We start from the raw sequence: 19,877 nt of genomic DNA on the forward strand, positions 1-19,877 counted from the left end.
CCAGCCGAGATCTCGTTGGTTCACGTAGTACTCCCTGTCGCGTCGCTTGTCGCCGAGGCGTTCACCAGCTTGGGACGGCGGGCGGCCACGCCCCGGGCGTAGGCGGCCATCGCGTTGGCCACCTCGGCCGGGTCGCGGTGCTCCGAGACCGGCTGCTGTTCGGGTGGCGGGGCGACGCCGCCCGGCACGAGGTGCCGCTGCGGCTGACGGATCGGGAGCCCGGACGGGGTGGTCCCGGAGATGTCCGGGTTGGCCAGCCCGGTGGCGGCCCGCCACCCCTCGTCGCCCCGGGTCTGCCAGCCCGTCGTGCCGTAGCCACCGTTGGATCCGCCGGTCCCGTTGGACGCACCGACCGGCGGGCCGACCGGTTCGGGACTGACCCCCACTGGGCTGCTCGCGCCGTTGCCCGTGGGCGCCCCGACCGGAGTGCCCGACCGGTCGGTACGGAACCAGTTGTTGACCTGCTCGAAGATGACCAGTTCCTGGGTCGGGTCGTCGCCCCGGTCGGCCCGCTGGGCCGCCGGCCGGAAGACCGACCCGGACGGAAGCGCCCGCTCCGAGGTCGGCCGGCGGGCCGGGCCGTTCGGGGTGACGGTCGACGAGGAGACCGGTACGGCGGTGCCGCGTGCCCGGCCCTCCTGCATCGTCGACAGCCGGCCGGGCGCCAGCAGTTGGCTCTCCGGCGGCACGGGGCGGATCAGCGTCGCCGGCAGCGAGATCTCGGCGATGGTGCCGAGCTTGGGACCGGGCCGTAGTTCGACCGCCACCCCGAGCCGACCGGCGAGTTGGCCGACCACGACCAGACCCATCGCCCGGACCGCCGCCACGTCGGTGGCCGGTGGCCGGGCCAGCAGGTCGTTGAGCTGTGCCAGCCGTTGCAGCGAGAGCCCCACACCCTCGTCGCTGACCTGCACGATGACCCGGTCGCCGAGGCTGCGCGCGGTCACCCACGCCTCGGTCTCCGGCGGCGAGTACGCGGTCGCGTTGTCCATCAACTCGGCGAGCAGGTGCACCACCTCGTCGACCTTGTCGGCCGCGACCGCCACGTCCGGGTCGACGACGCCGATCCGGACCCGGGTGTAGTGCTCGATCTGCGATAGCGCCGCCTGCACGACCTTCTGCATCGGTACGTCCTCGTGGCGTACCCGCCCGACGCCCACACCGCCGAGCACGAGGAGGCTGGCGTTGATCCGTCCCATCCGGGTCGCCAGGCTGTCCAGGGTGTAGAGCTGCTGTAGCCGTTCCGGGTCGGTCTCGTCCTGCTCGACCTTGTCCACCTGGGCCAGTACCGCGTCCACCAGCCGCTGCTCGCGGCGGCTGAGGTGGACGAAGATGTCCGCGGTGTTCGCCCGCATGACCGCCTGCTCGGCGGCGGTCCGCACGGCCGCCTGGTGTACGGCGGCGAACGCCTCGCCCACCTCGCCGATCTCGTCACCGCTGGACGCCTCCAGGGTGGAGGCGGAGGCCCGGGCGAGGGCCTCCGGATGGATGCCGGCGCTGTCCAGGCTGCGCAGTTCGGCGACCATCGCCGGCAGTTCGGTGTACGCCACCGCGTGCGCCGCGTCCCGCAGTCGGCGCAGCCGTCGGGTGATCTGCCGGGCGACCGCCCAGGTGACCAGTACGGTCAGCAGCAGCGCGACCGCCATCGCGGCGCCCTCGGCGACGGCCCGCCAGCGTTGCTCCACCCGGGCCGTGTCCACCTCGGCCAGCACGGCGGAGTCGACCCGCTGCTGCACCTCGAACAGCCGGGCGGCCCAGCCCTGGGTGGCGCCGATCCAGGCGTTGGTCTCGACCTCCAGCGGGGCGCCGATCTCGGCCCGGGAGACCTGGTCCTGGAGGCGTTGCAGGGTGAGCGCCTCCTTGCCGCTGCCGGCCTGCTCCCACCAGACCTGCCACTGGCCGGGGGCGAGACCGAGGAAGGCCAGGCTCGATTCGGTGAAGCCGGTCCGGGCGGCGGTGATGTCCTGCTGCATCGCCGGGGTGAGCTGGCCGGCGGCGATCGCCCGCAGCACCGCCACCTGTTGCTGGCCGAGCGCCTCCGCGGTCTTCGACAGTGCGGCAGCGGCCCGGATCCCGTCGGCGACCTCGGCGGAGACGACGCCCTGGGCGATCGACTCCCGGTACGCGAGCAGGTCGGCGATGACGATCCGGTAGCTGAACGTGGTGGCGGAGACGGCCGCGTGCGCAGCGGTACGCACCTGGGTCCGCAGCGGCGACAGGTCGGCCAGCGCGTTGTCGATCCGGGCCAGTACGCTGCCCGGCCCGGCGGCCGGCTCGGGGGCGAGCGCCCGTTGCCGCTGGTAGCGCGCGACGATCTCGTCGGTGGCGGCCGCCTGCCGGGCGTAGGTGTCCTGCTGCCGGGGCGTGGCGGCGGTCAGCAGGTCGGCCGCGGCCGCCCGTTCCCGCTGGAGCTGGTAGGCCAGCCGGCCGGCCTCGGCGCCCAGTTGGGCAAGTACGCCGAGGTCGCTGGCCTGCTCGGCCTGCCGGGCGCTGTCTGCCAGCGCCAGTCCGGCGAACCCGACGACCGCCACCAACGGCGCGGCCACGATGATGCGCATCCGAGAGGCGATCTTCCAGCCGCGTCGGCGTACGGGCTGGGGTCGGGCCGCGTGGGATCGGGTGGTCGAGGCCAAGACTGACTCCCACGGCTCGTCATCGAGGAGATCTGCATCTTGCAGTTAGCAAGTCCCATTGCGCCGGACCGGCGGGGCCGGGCAACAGGGTTAACCGTGGTACAAACAGCTCGTACCACTATCTGTACCCGCCGATGAACAGGCAGTTACTTCCGCAGGCAGCGATACCCGGGAGGCTGGTCGACGCGCTCGCCGACCCGCGTCTGCTGGTGCACAACAGTCAGGTGAGAGCGGTTCAGTGCCGGTGGCGCAGCGCGCCGACCCGGCCTCGCCGGTGGGACTCGGCGAAGGGCCGGCGGGCCTCGCCGGGCGGCCGGCGCGACTCGGCCACCGGCTGCCGGGACTCCTCCACCGACCGCGGGTCGTCCGGGTGGCCGGCGTCGTCGCCGTGCAACCGGTGCACCTGCGCCGCGAGGCGGTGTGCCTCCTCGGTGAGCCGGTGCGCCTCCTCCGGCCGCCGGTCGGACGCCGCCGGGAAGTGCACCCGCAGCATCTGGTCGATCAGATCCCGCAGCTCGTCGATCGCGTCCACCACGGACTGTCGCTCCCCGACGGTGGACTCGGGGTCGGCCCTGGTCGGGTCCACCCGGCCGGCCACGGCGCCGCGCGGCCCGCGCCGTCCGTCCGCGGCGATCTGCTCGACCGCCACCTGCGGCCAGAGCGCGGTGAGCAGACCTCCGGTCCCGAGTACGTCGTCACAGCGCACGGCAAGCTCCTGGCTGCCGTACCGGCGGCCCGCCTCCACCGCCGCCACCGTCTCCCGGCTGAACCGCACGCGGTCGGCGAGGGCGCGCTGGGTCAGCCCCTTGCGGGTACGCCAGCGGCGCAGTTCGCGCTGGAACTGTCGGGTGGCCATCGACTCAGCGGTACCTGACGACGCAGCGTCCATTTGCTCACCTTCGTTGGTCAGCGATCCGATCACTCGCACCAGATCATGAGACGCGCAGCGCAGATCATGACCCGGCATTTGCCGGGGCCAATTCTTACCTCCGCAGCGACGGGTGTGAAGCCTTACGCGCCACCTATCGTTGACGGTAAGTGAAAAACCTCGCACGCCGATCTACTTGACGGTACGAAAACGATCTACGAAGGAACGGACCACCACCGGTTGCCCGGATTCATCCCTTCCGCCGAGAGCGGCGAATGGCGACACTCCGCAATCATCGGTCGGAGACCGGCGACACCGGTCATCCATCGATGTGACGATGTCGATCGATCCCTGGCGGCTCATTGACAGAGCGTGATCCGAGTCGGCGAGATCCGACGCACCCGGTCCGGCGTACCCGGATGCCTGACCCGGCCCCGCCGTCAGCCGGGCCGGTATCGACGGGCCGGGACTCGGGACGCGAATTAGCCGGTCGGCACGGGATCGGCTAGGCGGCACGGGCGGTAAGCGCGTCCGGTGGATCTTCCTGTCGTTCCCTCGGCGCACTGCCGATATCGACGACCGCGGGCAGCACCCGGTGGGCACGGAACGCGACATTGGGCTTGTAGGTACTTACGTGACCCGGCACCAGACGCAGCCCGGGAATTGCCTCCGCGAGCCGTACGAGCGCGATCCGGGCCTCGAGGCGGGCGAGTGCGGCACCGATGCAGAAATGCGGACCGTAACCGAAGGAGAGATGGTCCTTGACGTCCTCCCGGTCCGGATCGAACCGATCCGGACCGGTGAACGTCGCCGGGTCGCGGTTCGCGGCGCCGATGAGGAGCAGGCACCGTTGCCCGGCGGGGATGGTGACGCCGCCGATGGTGACCGGTCGCAGGGTCACCCGCAGCCAGCCGTCGATGGCGGGACCGAACCGGAGCGCCTCTTCCAGGAAGGCCGGGACGCTGGCCGGGTCGTCGGCGATGCGTTCCCACCGTCCCGGCACGGACAGCGCCTGTTCCAGGCCGTGGGCGAGGAGTCCGGCGGTGGTCTCGTGGCCGGCGACGAGCAGGTTGAACGCCATGGAGGCGACCTCGGCGACGGTGAGGATCTCGTCGTCGCCGTCGCGGTAGCGCAGTGCCCGGGAGACGAAGTCGTCGCCGTCGAGGTCGCCGTCGGCGCGCTGGCCGACGAGGTCCTGGCAGTAGTGCCAGAAGTCGAGCAGGCCCTGGGCGAGGCGTACCTGTTCGGCGGGGTCGGGTTGGCCCCAGACGAGGGCGATCTGCCCGTCGGCCCACTGCCGGATCCGGGCCACATCCCGGTCGGGTACGCCGAGGATGTCCAGCACCACCAGCAGGGGCAGCAGGGCGGTGAACTCCGGGATCAGGTCGACGACCTCGCCCCGGCGGGCGGTGACGGCGTCGACGAGTTGGTCGACCCGGCGCCGCACGATCGGCCCGTACTGGGCGGCGACCCGGGGGCCGGTGTTGGCGAAGGTGGCCCGCAGCGCCCGCCTGGTGCGGGTGTGCACCGGGGAGTCGGCCGCGGCCGTCGTCGCTGGTACGTCGAGCCGCATCACGATCGCCAGCGCCTCGGGACACATCTCGTAGACCGGGGCCAGGGTGAGGGCGTTGCCGAAACTGTCCGCGTCCCCGAACGCCTGCCGGACGTGCTCGTGCCGGCTGATCAACCACATGCCCAGGTCCTCGGCGTAGTGCACGCTCTCCGGGCGGTCCAGCAGATCTCGCCACACCGTGGCCGGGTCGGTCAGATAGGTACCAGCGAACGGGCTGAGTTCCATGGCCGCCTCCTGGCCCACGCTCGGGCGCTGTCGTAGGGTTCCGATGGCAGGGCCCCGGTGGCAATAGTTGGCCCACCGGGAATGAGTTGCCCCGTAACTCCCAACGACATCTGGAATCTCACGATGCGCTGCGACAGACGGTAAGTCAAGGTATTGGCTTGTGCCATTGTATTGGCGCTCCGGCGCGACGTCGGCCACGCCCGGCGGGAGGCCGGCAAGATGCCAGATTGCAAGTTGCCACCTGCACCTTGCTGCCTGGTCACGCCCACTGGTCGACCGTCACGCCGCGTCACCGACCCCGATCCGGGTCACGTCGTGCGTCGCGGTCTCCGCGTCCGGGCCCGGTGGACTGGGACCGCCCCCAGCGGACCGGATAATTGCGGTGAAAGGGTGCCGGTTGAGCGATCGTTTGGGTAGATCGTCGCCAATACTAAATGTTCACTGATGTGTAACCACTCACCTCGACGACCCGTCAGGTCCACGTTGGCCAGACGACGAACCTCTCTCGACCTCCCCGTGCGGTCCATCCTGACCAGCGCCGCTCCTGAGTTCGATCCGGTCGAGCCGGGCCCCCTCTCCGTCGCGAGCCGACGGCAGGGGCCCGGCCGTGTCCGGGGGTCCTCGCGTGTGAGGATGATCGACATGCGGGCGGTGGTGTTCGAGGAGTTCGGCGGGCGGCCGGAGCTGCGTACCGTGCCCGATCCGGTGCCGAGCCCTGCGGGCGTGGTGATCGAGGTCGGGGCGACCGGGCTGTGCCGCAGCGACTGGCACGGCTGGCAGGGGCACGATCCGGACATCCGCCTGCCGCACGTGCCGGGGCACGAGTTCGCCGGTGTGATCGCGGCGGTCGGTCCGGCGGTGCGCGGCTGGCGGCCCGGTGACCGGGTCACCGCCCCGTTCGTCTGCGCCTGCGGCACCTGCCCCGCCTGCCTCGCCGGGGACCAGCAGGTCTGCGAGCGGCAGACCCAGCCCGGCTTCACCCACTGGGGCTCGTACGCCGACCTCGTCACGGTCGAGCACGCCGACGTGAACCTGGTCCGGCTCCCCGACGAGCTGAGCTTCGCCGCTGCCGCCGCGCTCGGCTGCCGGTTCGGCACCGCGTTCCGGGCGGTGGTCGCGCAGGGCCGGGTGGCCGCCGGCGAGTGGGTGGCGGTACACGGCTGTGGCGGGGTGGGACTCTCCGCGGTGATGATCGCGGTGGCCTGCGGCGCCCGGGTGGTGGCGGTCGACGTCAGCCCGGCCGCGCTGGAGCTGGCCCGCCGGTTCGGTGCCACCGTCTGCCTGGACGCCGGCACCCTGCCCGCCCCGCAGGCGGTGGCCGGGGCGATCCGCGAACTGACCGGCGGGGGCGCGCACCTGTCGCTGGACGCGCTGGGCAGCGCGCCGACCTGTGCCGGGTCGATCGAGAGCCTGCGGCGCCGGGGCCGGCACGTGCAGGTCGGGCTGCTGCCGGCCGCGAAGGGGCACCCGGCGGTGCCGATGGACCGGGTCATCGGGTACGAGTTGGAACTGCGCGGCAGCCACGGGATGGCCGCGCACGCGTACCCGGAACTGCTGGCGCTGGTCGGCGCCGGGGTGCTCCGACCCGCGGAACTGGTCACCCAGACGATCGGGCTGGCCGAGGCGCCGGCGGCGCTGGCCACCCTGGACCGGCCGCCGGTCGGCGGCATCCGGCTGATCCAGCCGAATCGGGTCTGACCGCCCGAGGCTACCGGCGGGTCGCTATCGACGTTCGTCAAGGCCCGTTCCGGATGCTTTCATTGGTGCCATGGCAAACCCGGTGATCTTGACGGTCGACGACGACCCGGCGGTGTCGCGCGCGGTGGCCCGGGACGTACGGCGGCGCTACGGCGACCGGTACCGGGTGGTCCGCGCCTCCTCCGGCGAGGAGGCGCTGACCGCGCTGCGCGAGATCAAACTCCGTGGCGACCAGGTCGCGGTGCTGCTCGCCGACTACCGGATGCCGCAGATGAACGGCATCGAGTTCCTCGAAGCCGCGATGGACCTCTTCCCGACGGCCCGCCGGGTGCTGCTGACCGCCTACGCGGACACCAACGCGGCGATCGACGCGATCAACGTCGTCGACCTCGACCACTACCTGCTCAAGCCCTGGCATCCGCCGGAGGAGAAGCTCTATCCGGTGCTGGACAGCCTGCTGGAGGCCTGGGCCGCGACCCCGGAGGCCGCCCCGGACGAGGTACGGGTGATCGGCCACCGCTGGTCCGCGCCGTCGTTCGAGATCCGCGACTTCCTCGCCCGCAACCTGGTGCCGTACCGCTGGCTGCTGGCCGACGAGCCGGAGGGCGGGCGGCTGCTGACCGCCGCCGGGGCCGACCCGGCCGACGTGCCGGTGGTGATCACCGTGGACGGCAGCGCGCTGGTCAAACCGACCGAGGCCGAACTGGCGGACCGGTGCGGGCTCTCCACCACCCCGGCCGCCGACTTCTACGACCTGGTGGTGGTCGGCGGTGGCCCGGCCGGACTCGGCGCGGCGGTCTACGGCGCCTCCGAGGGGTTGCGGACGGTGCTGGTCGAGCGGCAGGCGACCGGCGGTCAGGCCGGGCAGAGCAGCCGGATCGAGAACTACCTCGGCTTCCCGGACGGAGTCTCCGGATCGCAGCTCGCCGACCGGGCCCGCCGGCAGGCGCTGAAGTTCGGCGCCGAACTGCTGACCGCCCGGGACGTGATCGGGCTGGAGGCGGCCGGGGCGACCCGGCTGCTCCGGTTCAGCGACGGCTCGTCGATCGCCGCCCACACGGTGGTGCTGGCCACCGGGGTCTCCTACCGGCAGCTCTCCGCACCCGGGCTGGCCGACCTGACCGGCCGGGGCGTCTTCTACGGCTCGGCGTCGACCGAGGCGCCGAACTGCGCCGGTCAGGAGGTCTACATCGTCGGCGGGGCGAACTCGGCCGGGCAGGCGGCGGTCTACTTCGCCCGGCACGCCCGCCGGGTGCACCTGCTGGTACGCGGCCCCGACCTGCACCGCTCGATGTCGCACTACCTGATCGAGCAGATCGAACGGATCGACAACATCGAGGTGCACCCGCATTCCGAGGTGGTCGGCGGCGAGGGCACCGACCACCTGGAGCAGCTCGTCATCTGCGACAACCGGGCCGGGCAGCAGAGGACCGTGAAGGCGTCCTGGCTCTTCGTCTTCATCGGCGCCGAACCGCGTACCGACTGGCTGGCCGACGTGGTGGCCCGGGACGCCCGGGGGTACGTACTGACCGGGCTGGACCTGAGCAGCGACGGCCGGCGGCCGGCCGGCTGGTCGCTGCCCCGCGACCCGTACCCGCTGGAGTCGAGCCTGCCCGGGGTATTCGCCGCCGGGGACGTCCGGGCCGACTCGATCAAGCGGGTCGCCTCGGCCGTCGGCGAGGGTGCGATGGTGGTCTCGCTGGCCCACCAGTATCTGGCGGCGCAGTGAAGCTATCTGGCGGCGCAGTGCAGCTCTCTGGCGGCGCAGTGCAGCTCTTTCGGGCGGGAGACGGCTCACGAACACGAATCGGGTGACGAGATGACCGGATCGGACGAACGGCTGGCGATCGAGGAACTGCGTACGCTGTTCCTGTTCGAGTCGCTGGACGAGGAGAAGCTCGGCTACATCCACGAGCACGGCCGGGTGCAGCGGCTGCCGGCCGGGGCCGACATCTTCGTCGAGGGCGCCGAGGCGAGCTGCTTCTACGTGCTGCTCGACGGCACCGTCTCGCTGATCCGGATGGTGCAGGGCGACCGGGTCGAGATCACCCGCACCGACCAGCGCGGCGTGTACGGCGGGGCGACCCAGCCGTACCTGAACGAGCAGCGGGTGCAGACCTACCTGAACGGGATGCGGGCGATCACCGACGTGACGCTCTTCACCCTGCCGGCCGAGGTGATCAGCACGGCGATGCGGCGCTGGTTCCCGATGGCGATGCACCTGCTGGACGGGCTCTTCATCGGCATGCGGACCACCCAGACCGTGGTGGGCGAGCGGGAACGGCTGCTGGCCCTCGGCTCGCTGTCGGCCGGGCTGACCCACGAGCTGAACAATCCGGCCGCCGCCGCCGTCCGGGCCACCTCGGTGCTCCGGGACCGGGTCGCCGGAATGCGGCACAAGCTGGCCATGATCGCCGACGGCCGCCTCGACGGGGAGCGGCTGCAACGCCTGGTCGAACTCCAGGAGGCCGCCGTCAAGCAGGCCGCCACCGCGCCCACCCTCTCCCCGCTGGAGACCAGCGACGCCGAGGACGCCCTGGCCGACTGGCTGGACGAGCACGACGTCACCGGCGGCTGGGACCTCGCCCCGACGCTGACCGCCGGTGGGATCGACGTGCCCTGGCTGGAGCAGGTCGGCACGGCGGTACGCCCGGACGACCTGGAGCCGGCGATCCGGTGGCTCACCTACACCGTCGAGACCGAACTGCTGCTCGGCGAGATCGACGACGCGCTGAGCCGGATCACCGGGCTGGTCGGGGCGGCGAAGCAGTACTCGCAACTGGACCGGGCCCCGCACCGGACGGTCGACGTGCACGACCTGCTCGACGCCACGCTGGCGATGTTCAACGCCAAGGTCAAGCCCGGTGTCCAGGTGCTGAAGGAGTACGACCGCAGCCTGCCGGCGATCCCGGTCTACGCCGCCGAACTCAACCAGGTGTGGACCAACCTGGTCGACAACGCGCTCTACGCGATCGGCGAGGAGGGTGTGCTGACCGTACGCACCGGGCGGGACGACGACTCGATCGTGGTGGAGATCGTCGACACCGGACCGGGCATCCCGGCCGACGTCCGGTCCCGGATCTTCGAGCCGTTCTTCACCACCAAGCCGATCGGGGACGGCACGGGGTTGGGGCTGGACATCTCGTACCGGATCGTGGTCAACAAGCACCACGGGGACATCCGGGTCGAGTCCGAGCCGGGGGGTACGACTTTCCGGGTCTGCCTGCCGATCTCCGGGCCCGAGCCCGGCGCGGTGGAGGCCGCGCTCTCCTGATCCGGTGGCCGGCACCGCGCCGGTTCCGGCGGCGGGCCGCACGGTCGCGCGGACGGGTCAGCTCGTCGAACGGAGCCGGCGGCCGGAGCCGTCGGCGCGGATGGCCGCGACCAGGTCCTCCCGGGCCCGGGCCACCCGGGACCGGATGGTGCCGACCGGGCAGTCACAGACCTCGGCCGCCTCGGCGTAGCTCAGCCCGGCCACCTGGGTGGCGACGAACGCCTCCCGGCGGTCCGGCGGCAGGTCCGCCAGCAGCCGGGCCAGTTCCACGGCGCCCTCGAAGCCGGTGCTGCCCCGGGCCAGCTCGGCGTCGGCGGCGAGTTGCCAGTCCGGCAGCGACGCGACCCGGGGACGGCGCATGGCGGTCCGGACGTGGTCGACGCAGGCCCGCCGGGCGATCGAGAGCAACCAGGTCTTCGCCGACGACCTGGCCGCGAAGCGGGGCAGTGCGCGCATCGCCCGCAGGTAGGTCTCCTGGGCCAGATCCTCCGCCTCGCCGGCACCCACCAGGTGGGAGACGAACCGCTGCACGTCGTGCTGGGTCGCCTGGATGAAGGCGGCTGCCGCCGAGCGGTCGCCGGCCTTGGCGGCCAGCGCAAGCCTGGTGATCTCGTCGCTCTCGACGCCGGAGGGAGGCATGCCCCAAAGCTACCGGTACCGGCGGCCGCCTCGAATACCCCCGGTGGGCATCTGATCGCCGAACGGGTCGATCATGCTGGTGAGCCCCGGTCGAGCAGGGCCGGCAGCAGAATGCTTACCCCCGGGGGAACCAGCGGACCGTCAGGCCCGACTATGAGTGTGTGCGGTGCGAACAGTATCGAGAAGCCCTGTCGGCCCGGCTGGACGGCGAGGAGGATCCGGTCGAGCGGGCCGGGGTGGACCGCCACCTCGCCGGCTGCGCGGAGTGCCGGAGCTGGCTGGAGAGCGCGACGGCGCTGAACAGGCTCGCCCGGACCAGCGTCGTACCGCCGCCGATGGAGATCGACGACCGGCTGCTCGCGGCCGCTCCCGGACCGGGGCGGGCGGCCCGGCTGGCCAGTACGCTCCGGGTCGCGCTCGGGGTGGTCGGCGTCGCCCAGTTCCTGCTCGGCGCGGCCCAGATCGCCGGCATCGGCTCGACCGGCCATCCGCACGGCCTCGAGGTCGTGCTCGGCGGCGGCCCCGACCACCTGTGGCACGAGTCGGCAGCCTGGAACGTCGCGCTCGGCGCCGGATTCGCCTGGATCGCACTTCGCCGTACCCGGCCGCTGGGTCTGGTGCCCACGCTGACCGCGTTCGTCGCCGTGCTGACCCTGCTCTCGGTCAACGACGCGATCGCCGGCCGGGTCGACCCGAACCGGATCCTCAGTCACGGGCTGATCCTGGCCGGCTATCTGATCATTCTCGGCCTGTCCCGCCCGTCGATCGAGTCGGGCGAGCCGCCGTCCCGGCACGGGCAGCGGACCGGGCCGGGCTGGCGGGCGACGTTCGAGGAGGAGCCGGCACCGGCACCGCCGCGCCTACGGCTGGTCCGGGCCCGGCCCGGGACGGCCCAGGCCCATACCCACCACCGGGCGGCCTGACCGCACCGGGCGATGCCCGCGCCGCTCAACCGCGTGAGCTGCGTCCGCCGTGTGCCGGGTTCGGCGTGTGCGGACGCTTGCCCAGTTGCCGCCAGTCGGACTCGGCGACCTGGATGTCGTAGTGCTTCGCCGCCGCGAGGATGTTCGCGAACGCCTGGTCCCGCTCGGCGTCGCTGACGTCGTGCGTCTGGTCGAACCGGGCGATGGCGTTGCGCACGTGCGACGCGTCGGTGAGCGGCTCCTTGCGCTTGCCCGGGAAGGCGAACGCGCTGTCCGGCAGTTCCCGCGACTGCTTGCTGCTGATCACCCCGTGCTGGTCGACGGGCTTCCAGGTGGTCTTCATGGCGTCCTCCTGATGAGCGGTCTCCCCCACCGAAGTTCTCCTACCCCTGCCCCTGACCGATAACCGGCTGATCGGGCCACCGACGCGTTGGGGTGACAGAATTTGGATTCTGTCATCCGTTAGTCCATACTTGGTGAAGCGGCGACGCTCGGCCCGGCCACCGGCCAGCCTGGAGTCGCCGGATACAGACATCGCCGGAAACCGGCAGTCGGTCCACCGGATCAGCGGGACCGGCACACACGAACAAGGAGCAGAACATGGAGAACCGGACACTCGGCAGCAACGGCCCCACGGTCTCCGCCCTCGGCCTCGGCACGATGGGGATGTCCGACCTCTACGGGCCCGCCGACGACACGGAGAGCGTCGCGACGATCCACTCGGCCCTGGACGCCGGGGTCACGCTGCTGGACACCGGCGACTTCTACGGCGCCGGGCACAACGAGATGCTGCTCGGGCGCGCACTGCGCGAACGCGAGCGCGACCAGGTCGCGATCAGTGTCAAGTTCGGCGCGCTCCGCGACCCGCAGGGCGGCTGGAACGGCATCGACGGCCGCCCCGAAGCGGTACAGAACTTCCTCGCGTACACCCTGCGCCGGCTCGACACCGACTACGTCGACGTGTACCGGCTCTCCCGGCTCGACCCGGCGGTGCCGATCGAGGAGACGGTCGGCGCGATCGCCGAGCAGGTGACCGCCGGCCGGGTACGCCACATCGGCCTCTCCGAGGTCGGCGCGGCGACGATCCGGCGGGCCCAGGCCGTACACCCGATCGCCGACCTGCAGATCGAGTACTCGCTGCTGTCCCGGACCGTCGAGGCGGAGATCCTGCCCACCTGTCGCGAGCTGGGCATCGGCGTGACGGCGTACGGGGTGCTGTCCCGAGGGCTGCTCAGCGGGCACTGGACCGCCGACCGCCAGCTCTCCCCCGGCGACTTCCGCTCGTTCAGCCCCCGCTTCACCGGCGACAACCTCCAGGCGAACCTGCTGTTGGTGGACGCGCTGCGCGAGGTCGCGCAGGCTCGCGGGGCGACCGTGTCGCAGGTGGCGATCGCCTGGGTGCTCAGCCGGGGCACCGACATCGTGCCGCTGGTCGGGGCCAGGCGCCGGGACCGGCTGGCCGAGTCGCTCGGTGCGCTCGACCTGAAGCTCGACGCCGACGACCTGGCCGCCATCGAGCGGGCCGTACCGGTCGACTCCGCCGCCGGCGCCCGCTACGCCGCCCCCCTGATGGAGCACCTGGACAGCGAACGGTGAAATAGTGCCCATGGCCGACTCGACGCTGACCCCGGAACGAATCCTCGAAGCGGCGGAGGAGGTCCTCCGCCGCTTCGGCCCAGCCAAGGCGACCGTGGTGGACGTCGCCCGGGCGCTGGGAGTGAGCCACGGCAGCGTCTATCGGCATTTCGCCAGCAAGACGGCGTTGCGCGAGGCGGTCGCCGACCGGTGGCTGGAGCGGGTGCACGCGGACCTGCCGGCGGTGACCGCCAGTACCGCACCGGCGCCTGAGCGGCTGCGGTCCTGGCTGCACACGCTGCACGGTGCGAAGCGCGTGACGGCGCTCGACGACCCGGAACTCTTCGCCACCTACATCGTGCTGGTCGGCGAGGCCAGTACGGTGATCGCCGCATCGCTGGACGGGTTGGTCACGCAGCTCTCCCGGATCATCGCGGACGGGGTCGCCGACGGCGACTTCGCCGTCGACGACGTGCCACGAGCCGCCCGGGCGGTGCTGCACGCGACGGCACGGTTCCACGATCCGACGCACAGCGCCCAGTGGGCCGACCCGGAGATCGAGCAGCAGCTCGACGCCGTCTGCGACCTGCTGCTCGACGGTCTCCGGCCGCGCTGAACCGCCGCCCGGCCCGGCACCCTCCGTCCCGGCACCGAACCTGGTGGGCACACTGTCGAGCTGCCCCGTCCGTGCGCCCGGCAAGGAGCACGGCGGGCCTCGGTCCGCCCAGACACTCACTCACCACGGGCCGGACGGGGTCGCCGCCGGGCGACGGCGGGACGGATGCCCGCCGAGCGACGCGCGGCGGTCCCATTCACCCGACCAGGCGGGGGCCTTCGGCTCACCTGAAACGGTGCATTGACTTTATTAGTTAACTTTCCTAATGTTTCAGCAACTCAGCAACATCGATCCCGATCCCGCTTCGCCCGGTGCCGGCGCCGAACCTCGCTGCCGCCGCGCCGGTCCCGCAGCGACCCCCACCCCCACCAGGTCGGATCGAGTCGTTGAGGCGCCTGCGACAGAAGGGAACGCCGATGTCACCCACCCTGAGCGCCGAGCGGGTCCGCCGGCCGGGACGCCGCCCCGGCATCCGGTCCAGGTTGTTCACCGGAGCACTCGCGCTCGCCACCGCCGCGACCGGCACGGCCGTCGCGCTCGCACCGCTCTCCCCCGCCGAGGCCGTCGTGCTGCCCGACAACTTCAAGAGCGTCGGCTACCTGCCGAGCTGGGCCGGCGACGTCAACGCCATCCAGTACAACAAGCTGACCCACATCAACTACGCGTTCGTACTACCGAACGCGAACGGCACGCTGCGGGCCGTGGAGAACCCGAGCAAACTCTCCTCGCTGGTGTCGCGGGCGCACAGCAGCAACGTCAAGGTGTCGATCGCGATCGGCGGGTGGAACAACGGGGACGACTCGGCCTTCGAGGCGCTGGCGTCCAACGCCGCCAGCCGGACCACGTTCGTGAACAGCGTGATCAGCTTCGTGACCCAGTACAACCTGGACGGTGTCGACATGGACTGGGAGTACCCGGACCCCGGCACCTCGGCGAACAACTTCAGCGCGCTGATGCAGCAGCTCAGTGGGCAGCTCCGCAGCCGAGGCAAGCTGCTCACCGCGGCGGTGGTCTCCGAGGGCGGTACCGTCAACGGGGTGCAACCGGCCGTCTTCGGCTACGTCGACTGGCTGAACATCATGGCGTACGACGGCGGCAGCCCGCACGCCAACTACGACTGGTCGATCAACGCGGTGAACGGCTGGAAGTCGCGCGGCCTGCCGGCCAGCAAGGCCGTGCTCGGCGTACCGTTCTACAGCCGGCCCGGCTACTACACTTACTCCGCACTGGTCGCGATGGACCCGGCCAACGCCAACCGGGACTGCACCACGGCCGGCGGGGCGCAGCAGTGCTACAACGGCATCCCGACGGTGAAGCGCAAGACCCAGTGGGCGATGGCCAATGCCGGCGGGATGATGAACTGGGAGTTGTCCCAGGACACCAACAACGCGACCTCGCTGGTCAGCGCCATCTATGACACGGTGATGGGCGGCGGCACCCCGCCGCCGAGCGGCCGGACCGGTCAGATCACCGGCATCGGCGGCAAGTGCGTCGACGTCGCGGCGGCCTCCACCGCGAACGGCACGGCGATCCAGCTCTACGCCTGCAACGGCAGCGACGCCCAGCGCTGGACGGTCGGCACCGACGGCACTCTGCGGGCGCTCGGCAAGTGCGCCGACATCACCGCCGCCGCGACCACCAACGGCGCGAAGGTGCAGCTCTACGACTGCAACGGCACCGGCGCGCAGGTGTGGCAGGCGCAGAGTAACGGCACCCTGCGCAACCCGGCCTCGAACAAGTGCCTGGACGCTACCGACAACAGCTCGGCCGACGGCACCCGGCTACAGATCTGGGACTGCTTCGGCGGCGCCAACCAGGTCTGGCGACTTCCGGCCTGATCCCGGCACCGCATCCGGCCCGGTCGCCACAAGCGGCCGGGCCGGATGGTGTCCAGCCGGTCCTGTCCCGCGCCGCCGCAGAGGTCCACCGCAGAGGTCCACCGCCAGACGCTCACCGCCCGCCAGACGCTCACCGCCCGCCCGACGCTCACCGCCCGCCAGACGTTCACCGCCAGACGTTCACCGCCAGCCGGCCGGTGCTGCCCAGGTCGATCCCGCCACGCGGCGCGACGAGTTGGGCCGGTGAGCCGGGTGCGGGCGTTATCTCCAGGTAGCTCGCGTTCGTGGCCGGCTCGGTGGACTCGGTGACGGTGTTCCGCCAGAGCACCCGGGCCCTCGCCGTCTCGCCGGGCTGCAGCACCACCGGCCGGGGCGGCACGTCGTAGCTGTCCGGGCTGCTCACCGGCGCCGACCCGTTGCCGACCGTGACGTCGAGCGCCCGCCGCTCCTGGTCCAGCACCCGCACCGCCGGATAACCGTCGAGCCGGTACGGAGCCGTGCCGCAGTTACGCAGCTCGATCCCGAGTGCCCGTAGGCCGAGCGCCGGCTCCACCTCACCGGCGGTGATCAGGAAGCCGTCGGGGCACTCGACGGCGGTCGGCGCCGGATCGGCGGTCAGGGTCGGCTCCGGTATCGGCGGCCTGCTCGGCGTACCGCACGCGGCGAGCAGCGCGGCCGCGCCGAGCAGTGTGCCGAGCCGGCGCATCCGTCCGGGGCGGGACGGCGGGATGCCGATCGTCATGCGTTGCCTTCCTGACCCCTCAGGGGGTCTCGTCGAGTGCGCCGCCGGCTCCTGTCGCGGTACGGGCAGGCTGCTGACCAGGAACGATATCAATCCCGATATCGCGGATGGCCGGATGCGTGCGCGTGGCACCGGTCAGCCGAAGGTGTAGCCGGTCAGGTACTCCGGAACGACGATCCGGCTCCTCGGCGCCGCTCGCCGGATCGCCGTGAGCATCGCCTCGAACCGCGGCCGGTCGGCCGGCGCGATCGGCGGCGGATTCCGCAACTCGGTCTCGAAGTTGTCCCAGTGCACCGGCACCACGATCTCCGGATAGTCCAGCGCCGCGAGCAGCCGGGGCAGGTACTCGTGGGTGGAGGTGCTGGCGGCCATCGCGATCATCGCGATGTCGGGCCGCAGCCCGGTCACGTTGCGTTCCACGAAGTCGCTGGCGCCCATGAAGAAGACCGCCGGACCGTCCTTGACGGTCACCTGGAAGGCGAGGGTGTCGCCCTCCGGCAGGTCGGCGACGGTGGCGGGCTTCGGCGGCCGGCTCAGCCGCACTCCGGGGATGCCGATCGAGTACGCCGCGTTCCGGCTGTGCAGCGAGGCGACCACCTCGACGGTGTAGTCGGCGAAGTCGAGCACCTCGCCGCCCTTCACCAGCCCCAGTTGCCCGGACGGGATACCGGAGGCCAGGCCGAGCTGGTACGTCGTCATGGTGCCGAGCACCCGCGCCCCGGTCGTCGTCGCGATGTGCGGTACGTCGTTGAAGTGGTCCCAGTGCGAGTGGGTGACCAGTACCGTCTCGGGCCGGCCCACGTGTTCGTCGACGGCGGCGGTGGCCACGGTCAGTGGGGTGGCCAGGTCCGCCCCGCCCTCGAAGAGCCCGGTCTTGTACCGGCTCAGGTACGGGTCGACCAGTACCGTCCGGGTGCCGATGTCGATCCGCCAGCCGGCCGTACCGAACCAGCGGAACGTCGCGGCACCGGCACCCCGCGACCTGGTGCGTTCGGCCGGAGCCGGGCGTGGCGCGGCGACGGCGGCTCTCCCGGGTCCCGGCGAGGCGGTGGCGGCGAGCCCGGTCGCGGCGGCACCGACGGCGGCGGTCCGGAGCAGGCCCCGGCGGTCGAGTCGAGTTTCGGGCATGAGTTTCCCCTCCGATCGGGCCCGGCCGGGTGTGCGTGCGCCTGAGCAGCGCCGGCACGCCCCGACCGGGCGGTCGAGTGCGGAAACCCAATCACCGGCCGACCCTCGCCGTCCAAGACCATCGGGGCGATCCGCCGATATCCTTTCGGATATCAGCACTGGTAGCGGCGGTACGGTGCGCCGTCGCCGGCTGGGAAGATCGTCGGAGGGTCACACCGATCCGGCCCGCCCGGCCGGCCGGACCCGGAACGGGTTGCGCGGCGATCCCTCCGGACCGACCCGCCGCGACCGAAGTCTCACCTGCGGGATCCCCATTCCCGGATGTTGATGTGCATGATTGCGGTTGGCTGACGCCGGACGAGGACTCCGGCCACGGGGAAGGGACGACATGACATCCGCGAGAACAGAGCCGGGGGCCGTGCTGCGCGAGCAGGGCCTGATCCGCAATCCGGTGTTGCCGGGCTTCCACCCGGATCCCTGCATCCTGCGGGTCGGTTCCGACTACTACATCGCGACCTCGACCTTCGAGTGGTATCCGGGGGTACGCCTGCACCACTCCACCGACCTGGTGCACTGGCGACCGCTCGGCGGCATCCTCACCGAGCGCCGGCTGCTCGACCTCGGCGGTGCCGGCGACTCGGCCGGGGTCTGGGCACCCGACCTGAGCTATCGGGACGGCGTGTTCTATCTCGTCTTCACCGACGTGTCGAGCTTCGCCGGTGGCTACTGGGACTCGCAGAACTACCTGACCACCGCCACCGACCTGGCCGGGCCGTGGTCCGACCCGGTGGCGCTGCACGCGCGCGGCTTCGACCCGTCGATGTTCCACGACGAGGACGGCAGCAGTTGGCTGCTTTCCATGGCCGCCGACTGGCGCCCGGGACGGAACCGGTTCGCCGGCATCCAGCTCCAGCGGTACGACCGGGCGGCCGGCCGGCTCGTCGGCGAGGAGCGGATGATCTTCGAGGGTACCGCCGCCGGGCTGACCGAGGCGCCGCGCGTCTATCGCAAGGACGGCTGGTATTACCTGGTCACCGCCGAGGGCGGCACCAGTTGGACGCATCAGGTCACCGTCGCCCGGTCCCGGGCGCTGACCGGCCCCTACGAGGTGGCGCCCGGTGGACCGCTGCTCACCTCCGCCGGACGCCCGGACCTGGAGTTGCAGAAGGCCGGGCACGGCAGCCTGGTGTGCACGCCGGACGGGCAGTGGTTCATGGCTCACCTGGTGGCCCGGCCGTACTCCCCGCTGGGCCGGTGCGTGCTCGGGCGGGAGACGGCGATCCAGTCGGTGACCTGGGACGAGGCCGGTTGGCCGCGCATCGACGGTGGCATTCCGGCCGAGACCGTGCCGGCACCGGCCGGCGCGACGACGTCCGGCCACCGTCCGGCGGGGACCGCCGGGGACCGGCCCGAGGGGTACGTCGCGCGCGACGACTTCGACGGTCCGGCGCTGGGACCCGACTGGTCGACCCTGCGCCGCCCGGCCACCCCCGACTGGGTACGGCTCGACGCCCGCCCGTCGCACCTGCGCGTCTACGGCGGGCAGTCGCCGGTGGGCCGGCAGCGGCCGAGCATCGTCGCCCGCCGGGTGACCGCCAAACACTGCGTGCTCGACGCCACCATGGAGTTCCGGCCGCGCACCTTCCGGCAGCTCGCCGGCATCACGGCGTACTACAACAGCGGCAACTGGCACTACCTCTACCTGAGCGTGGACGACGATGGCCGTCGGGTGCTGGACGTGCTCTCCTGCGACACCGGTCGACTGGTCGAGCACCCCGGCTGCCGCGTCGACGCGACCGGGGTCGACCGGGTACGCCTGCGCGTGCACCTCGACGGCCCGCTCGTCAGGTTCGGCTACTCGTTCCGCTCCACGTCGGAGCGAGCCGAGCCCGGCGACGAGTGGCAGGGACTCCCCGCCGCGCTGGACGCGACGATCCTCTCCGACGAGTACACGTCGAGGAGCACCGGCGAGGGCGAGCCGGAGGCGTGGGGTTTCACCGGCGCATTCGTCGGGCTCTGGGTGCAGGATCTGGGTGCCGACGGCGCGTACGCCGACTTCGACGTGGCGACGTACCGGACGGTCGAGCCTGGCTGATCCGCGCATCCGGCCCGCGCGCCGTCCGTCCACGATGGTCAGAGACCCCA

15 protein-coding genes are annotated in these 19,877 nt (G+C 71.9%); 8 read left to right on the plus strand and 7 right to left on the minus strand.

Translation table 11 applies throughout. The annotated features are described in order from the left end of the window. Window positions 1-20: 20 nt before the first annotated feature. The 3 genes from ACQEVC_RS32580 to ACQEVC_RS32590 form a co-directional block, all read right to left on the minus strand. Window positions 21-2,558 (minus strand): sensor histidine kinase, encoded by a 2,538-nt coding sequence (locus ACQEVC_RS32580; protein ID WP_432885311.1) that lies wholly within the window; start codon window positions 2,556-2,558, stop codon window positions 21-23. Between the two features lie 310 nt (window positions 2,559-2,868). Beyond that, the gene (locus ACQEVC_RS32585) at window positions 2,869-3,489 is read right to left on the minus strand and encodes a helix-turn-helix transcriptional regulator (protein ID WP_432885314.1); all 621 of its coding nucleotides are present in this window, start codon (window positions 3,487-3,489) and stop codon (window positions 2,869-2,871) included. A gap of 517 nt (window positions 3,490-4,006) precedes the next feature. Beyond that, on the minus strand, window positions 4,007-5,299 hold the full coding sequence (locus ACQEVC_RS32590; RefSeq protein WP_432885317.1) for a cytochrome P450: 1,293 nt from the start codon (window positions 5,297-5,299) through the stop codon (window positions 4,007-4,009). A gap of 633 nt (window positions 5,300-5,932) precedes the next feature. Between ACQEVC_RS32590 and ACQEVC_RS32595 the strand changes: the two genes are divergently transcribed. The 3 genes from ACQEVC_RS32595 to ACQEVC_RS32605 all read left to right on the plus strand — a co-directional run bounded on the left by ACQEVC_RS32595 (window position 5,933) and on the right by ACQEVC_RS32605 (window position 10,271). Continuing rightward, complete coding sequence (locus ACQEVC_RS32595) at window positions 5,933-6,997, plus strand: zinc-dependent alcohol dehydrogenase family protein (protein WP_432885320.1); 1,065 nt, start codon at window positions 5,933-5,935, stop codon at window positions 6,995-6,997. A 70-nt stretch (window positions 6,998-7,067) separates the two neighbouring features. Further along, complete coding sequence (locus tag ACQEVC_RS32600) at window positions 7,068-8,726, plus strand: FAD-dependent oxidoreductase (protein ID WP_432885323.1); 1,659 nt, start codon at window positions 7,068-7,070, stop codon at window positions 8,724-8,726. A 90-nt stretch (window positions 8,727-8,816) separates the two neighbouring features. Beyond that, entirely contained in the window at window positions 8,817-10,271 is a 1,455-nt protein-coding gene (locus tag ACQEVC_RS32605) for an ATP-binding protein (protein WP_432885325.1), read from the plus strand. Window positions 10,272-10,328: 57 nt separating this feature from the next. Here ACQEVC_RS32605 and ACQEVC_RS32610 read toward each other — a convergent pair whose 3' ends face one another. Next, complete coding sequence (locus ACQEVC_RS32610) at window positions 10,329-10,910, minus strand: sigma-70 family RNA polymerase sigma factor (protein ID WP_432885328.1); 582 nt, start codon at window positions 10,908-10,910, stop codon at window positions 10,329-10,331. 161 nt (window positions 10,911-11,071) lie between these two features. On the opposite strand from ACQEVC_RS32610, the gene ACQEVC_RS32615 reads away from it, so the two are divergent. After that, the gene (locus ACQEVC_RS32615; RefSeq protein WP_432885330.1) at window positions 11,072-11,833 is read left to right on the plus strand and encodes a zf-HC2 domain-containing protein; all 762 of its coding nucleotides are present in this window, start codon (window positions 11,072-11,074) and stop codon (window positions 11,831-11,833) included. Window positions 11,834-11,858: 25 nt separating this feature from the next. Here ACQEVC_RS32615 and ACQEVC_RS32620 read toward each other — a convergent pair whose 3' ends face one another. Next, window positions 11,859-12,176, minus strand: coding sequence for a DUF6582 domain-containing protein (locus tag ACQEVC_RS32620; protein WP_318396399.1), 318 nt, complete (start codon window positions 12,174-12,176; stop codon window positions 11,859-11,861). Between the two features lie 257 nt (window positions 12,177-12,433). Here ACQEVC_RS32620 and ACQEVC_RS32625 point away from each other — a divergent pair, with 257 nt between their 5' ends. From ACQEVC_RS32625 to ACQEVC_RS32635, 3 genes are all read left to right on the plus strand, one after another. Next, complete coding sequence (locus ACQEVC_RS32625) at window positions 12,434-13,429, plus strand: aldo/keto reductase (RefSeq protein ID WP_432885333.1); 996 nt, start codon at window positions 12,434-12,436, stop codon at window positions 13,427-13,429. Between the two features lie 10 nt (window positions 13,430-13,439). Further along, window positions 13,440-14,024: a TetR family transcriptional regulator gene (locus ACQEVC_RS32630; protein WP_432885336.1), complete on the plus strand. Its 585-nt coding sequence runs from the start codon at window positions 13,440-13,442 to the stop codon at window positions 14,022-14,024. 416 nt (window positions 14,025-14,440) lie between these two features. Beyond that, window positions 14,441-15,862, plus strand: coding sequence for a glycosyl hydrolase family 18 protein (locus ACQEVC_RS32635; protein ID WP_432885339.1), 1,422 nt, complete (start codon window positions 14,441-14,443; stop codon window positions 15,860-15,862). Between the two features lie 166 nt (window positions 15,863-16,028). Here ACQEVC_RS32635 and ACQEVC_RS32640 read toward each other — a convergent pair whose 3' ends face one another. Together ACQEVC_RS32640 and ACQEVC_RS32645 are read right to left on the minus strand one after the other, a co-directional pair. Further along, on the minus strand, window positions 16,029-16,604 hold the full coding sequence (locus ACQEVC_RS32640) for a DUF4232 domain-containing protein (RefSeq protein WP_432885342.1): 576 nt from the start codon (window positions 16,602-16,604) through the stop codon (window positions 16,029-16,031). A gap of 135 nt (window positions 16,605-16,739) precedes the next feature. Beyond that, window positions 16,740-17,732, minus strand: a complete 993-nt coding sequence (locus ACQEVC_RS32645) for an MBL fold metallo-hydrolase (protein ID WP_432885344.1) — start codon at window positions 17,730-17,732, stop codon at window positions 16,740-16,742. A 388-nt stretch (window positions 17,733-18,120) separates the two neighbouring features. On the opposite strand from ACQEVC_RS32645, the gene ACQEVC_RS32650 reads away from it, so the two are divergent. After that, window positions 18,121-19,827, plus strand: a complete 1,707-nt coding sequence (locus tag ACQEVC_RS32650) for a glycoside hydrolase family 43 protein (protein WP_432885347.1) — start codon at window positions 18,121-18,123, stop codon at window positions 19,825-19,827. Window positions 19,828-19,877: the final 50 nt, after the last annotated feature.

Source organism: Plantactinospora sp. CA-294935, from assembly GCF_050936445.1.
GTDB lineage: Bacteria > Actinomycetota > Actinomycetes > Mycobacteriales > Micromonosporaceae > Plantactinospora.

What these genes read in the sequence shown, in the direction of transcription:
- ACQEVC_RS32580 (WP_432885311.1), bottom strand. Translation starts at nt 2,558, where the DNA reads ATGCGCATCATCGTGGCCGCGCCGTTGGTGGCGGTCGTCGGGTTCGCC.
- ACQEVC_RS32585 (WP_432885314.1), bottom strand. Translation starts at nt 3,489, where the DNA reads ATGGCCACCCGACAGTTCCAGCGCGAACTGCGCCGCTGGCGTACCCGC.
- ACQEVC_RS32590 (WP_432885317.1), bottom strand. Translation starts at nt 5,299, where the DNA reads ATGGAACTCAGCCCGTTCGCTGGTACCTATCTGACCGACCCGGCCACG.
- ACQEVC_RS32595 (WP_432885320.1), top strand. Translation starts at nt 5,933, where the DNA reads ATGATCGACATGCGGGCGGTGGTGTTCGAGGAGTTCGGCGGGCGGCCG.
- ACQEVC_RS32600 (WP_432885323.1), top strand. Translation starts at nt 7,068, where the DNA reads ATGGCAAACCCGGTGATCTTGACGGTCGACGACGACCCGGCGGTGTCG.
- ACQEVC_RS32605 (WP_432885325.1), top strand. Translation starts at nt 8,817, where the DNA reads ATGACCGGATCGGACGAACGGCTGGCGATCGAGGAACTGCGTACGCTG.
- ACQEVC_RS32610 (WP_432885328.1), bottom strand. Translation starts at nt 10,910, where the DNA reads ATGCCTCCCTCCGGCGTCGAGAGCGACGAGATCACCAGGCTTGCGCTG.
- ACQEVC_RS32620 (WP_318396399.1), bottom strand. Translation starts at nt 12,176, where the DNA reads ATGAAGACCACCTGGAAGCCCGTCGACCAGCACGGGGTGATCAGCAGC.
- ACQEVC_RS32625 (WP_432885333.1), top strand. Translation starts at nt 12,434, where the DNA reads ATGGAGAACCGGACACTCGGCAGCAACGGCCCCACGGTCTCCGCCCTC.
- ACQEVC_RS32630 (WP_432885336.1), top strand. Translation starts at nt 13,440, where the DNA reads ATGGCCGACTCGACGCTGACCCCGGAACGAATCCTCGAAGCGGCGGAG.
- ACQEVC_RS32635 (WP_432885339.1), top strand. Translation starts at nt 14,441, where the DNA reads ATGTCACCCACCCTGAGCGCCGAGCGGGTCCGCCGGCCGGGACGCCGC.
- ACQEVC_RS32640 (WP_432885342.1), bottom strand. Translation starts at nt 16,604, where the DNA reads ATGACGATCGGCATCCCGCCGTCCCGCCCCGGACGGATGCGCCGGCTC.
- ACQEVC_RS32645 (WP_432885344.1), bottom strand. Translation starts at nt 17,732, where the DNA reads ATGCCCGAAACTCGACTCGACCGCCGGGGCCTGCTCCGGACCGCCGCC.
- ACQEVC_RS32650 (WP_432885347.1), top strand. Translation starts at nt 18,121, where the DNA reads ATGACATCCGCGAGAACAGAGCCGGGGGCCGTGCTGCGCGAGCAGGGC.